This is a genomic window from Lysinibacillus parviboronicapiens, assembly GCF_003049575.1.
In the GTDB taxonomy this organism is placed as follows: Bacteria; Bacillota; Bacilli; order Bacillales_A; family Planococcaceae; genus Lysinibacillus; species Lysinibacillus parviboronicapiens.
Genome location: NZ_PYWI01000071.1, coordinates 1 through 2,253 on the forward strand (window position 1 = coordinate 1; position 2,253 = coordinate 2,253).

Sequence of the window (2,253 nt, forward strand, 5' to 3'; positions counted from 1 at the left end):
TTTTATATGAAACACTTGAATAAAATTTGTTCATCTTGTCTTGAGATGCCCCGTCCGAAATAAGCGAATCCGCTTCACAAATAATAGCAATATGTTCTAACAGCTCTCCTATGGACTGCTTATTAGGCGTAGGCCTTTTTTGCAAGTCATTTTCTGTTAACTTTTCTATCATTTCAACAATTGTCGTTACAGCGACTTTAATTTGATGTAATGCACTCTTACAATATATATTCATTTTATCCTCCTTTACATCAACCCTCTATTCAACTAAACTGCACCGTTAGCACAATTAGAAAAAAGAGCTGCCTAAGCAGCTGCTCAATGATCTTCAAGTACGCCACCGTTATGGATTACCCTATTTATTAATTTCCTCAAGCATATTTCTCATGACAAAGTTGTGCCAATCCACCTTGTTCTTGTTCACCTATTCTAACATGTTCCTCCGATACAACCCCCACCCAGAATTTTCGGTTCATGATATGCGCCCTCTAGCGTTGCACAAATCGTTCCACATTTTAAACCCAAAAGATAACGAATAAAAACCAGATTTACATACGGTCTCTCTTTACAGTAAGTGGCTGGTATCTAAAGACCATAACAATTAATAGTCAATACAATGTAAATGGTTTGAAAAAGTAAACGAAATAAGAAAAATAGACAGTACCCAAAATAAACCGGTACTGTCTCATTTTCTAAGTGCTTATTAAACTAAACTGCACCGTTAGTACAATAAGAAAAAAGAGCTACCTATGCAACTCAATGATCTTCATGGAAAGCACCAAGTTAATTTAAGTGTATTCATTCACAAATGTGCAAATAAGATTGCAGAGCAAGGTCTATCAAGCAAGAGTATAAGAATATTAAAGAATGCGAATTTTTATACCGAAAACACCTGATGAAAAACAAATACTCAAAATCAAGAAAGTGATTCCCGCTATAATTGAAATGAATCCAATAGCATATTTGACTTTATCTTTAAAAATTTTGCATAGGATTTTATAAATAACAATGCCAAGGAATCCACCTAATCCATTCAAGATTATATCATCAATATCAGTAGCACCTACTTTAAATAAGTATTGCAAGATTTCAACTGCCACACTAATTAAATTCATTATCGAGCAATTCCTAGTCATCGAAATGATCATTTAATTCCAATGGCCCTTACGTTTTATTGTTACACACTATTTAATGTATACATAAACTAAAATCTGGACAAAATAAGAGTGTCTATAGTGTTCTCACACTACCTCAAGGCTACAGTGATTTCCACTGCAGCTTTTTTTATTTAATATGAAGTAACGCCTAACATCCTGAACATTAATTTTAACTAATTCTTTATAGATATAAGAGGAGGAATATCCATGGAATTCAAAATTGAAAAAAAAGAGAAGTTTAATATAGTAAGTGTATCGAAAAGAGTGCCAATGTATACAGATAATAAAGTTGTTTAATTTTTAATAAGGTCAAATAAAGTTATTTAAAAATATTAGCCATGATATTCAACAAACAGGCCATATTGTGGAGTAACTTGTAAAGGTATTAAGGATTCGGAAGGATTAGCGCGAAATGGTCATTTTATTGGGTTGTGTATTTCATCCGGAATTAACCGGAGATTCAAGAATTCTAGAATATTTTGTATCCTATGGTATAGCTTGCAAAATCTGTTTTCATATAGTACAGTATTGTTAAAATTTAAATAACTGAACACGATGATGGGAAGTAGTAGCAATCACGTTTTTTTTAGAGAGTCAGCGGGTGGTGGAAGCTGATAAAAGCACTTGTGAATCCGTCCTGGAGTTGCGCAGTCGAAGTGAGTAAAGTAGGCTGTTGCCGGTTGAAATGCCGTTATGAGATAAGTGGATTAGGCAAATGTCTAATCAATTAGGGTGGCAACGCGGGTAGCTCTCGTCCCTTTCATGGGATGAGGGCTTTTTTGTGTTTATTTTTATTCAAAACGGAGCTAATCGAGTTTAGCTTGCAATGCAAATACACCAAGACTAATGTGCAATGTCATTAAACCAATGGAGGTATGACTTATGTTAGATATTAAACGCGTACGTGATAATTTCGCGGAAATTAAAGAAATGTTGTTAACCCGTAATGAGGATTTAGGAAACTTAGATGACTTTGATGGCTTAGACGCGAAACGTCGTGAGTTAATCGCTAAAACAGAAGAATTGAAAGCTGAACGTAATAAAGTATCTGAGCAAATTTCTGTGATGAAGCGTAACAAAGAAAATGCAGATGCAG

2 protein-coding genes, 1 pseudogene and 1 other annotated feature are annotated in these 2,253 nt (G+C 34.3%); of the genes and pseudogenes, 1 reads left to right on the forward strand and 2 read right to left on the reverse strand.

The genetic code is table 11. The annotated features are described in order from the left end of the window. Both C9J35_RS22855 and C9J35_RS22860 read right to left on the reverse strand, forming a co-directional pair. Positions 1-235, reverse strand: a 235-nt coding sequence (locus C9J35_RS22855) for a DinB family protein (protein ID WP_235616413.1), incomplete at its 3' end; no start/stop codon positions are given. A 625-nt stretch (positions 236-860) separates the two neighbouring features. Further along, on the reverse strand, positions 861-1,115 hold the full coding sequence (locus C9J35_RS22860) for a VanZ family protein (protein ID WP_054767802.1): 255 nt from the start codon (positions 1,113-1,115) through the stop codon (positions 861-863). Between the two features lie 588 nt (positions 1,116-1,703). Then, positions 1,704-1,919 (forward strand) — a binding site (T-box leader). Between the two features lie 120 nt (positions 1,920-2,039). Between C9J35_RS22860 and C9J35_RS22870 the strand changes: the two are divergent. Continuing rightward, a pseudogene (locus C9J35_RS22870) lies at positions 2,040-2,253 on the forward strand (serine--tRNA ligase); the annotation flags it as partial.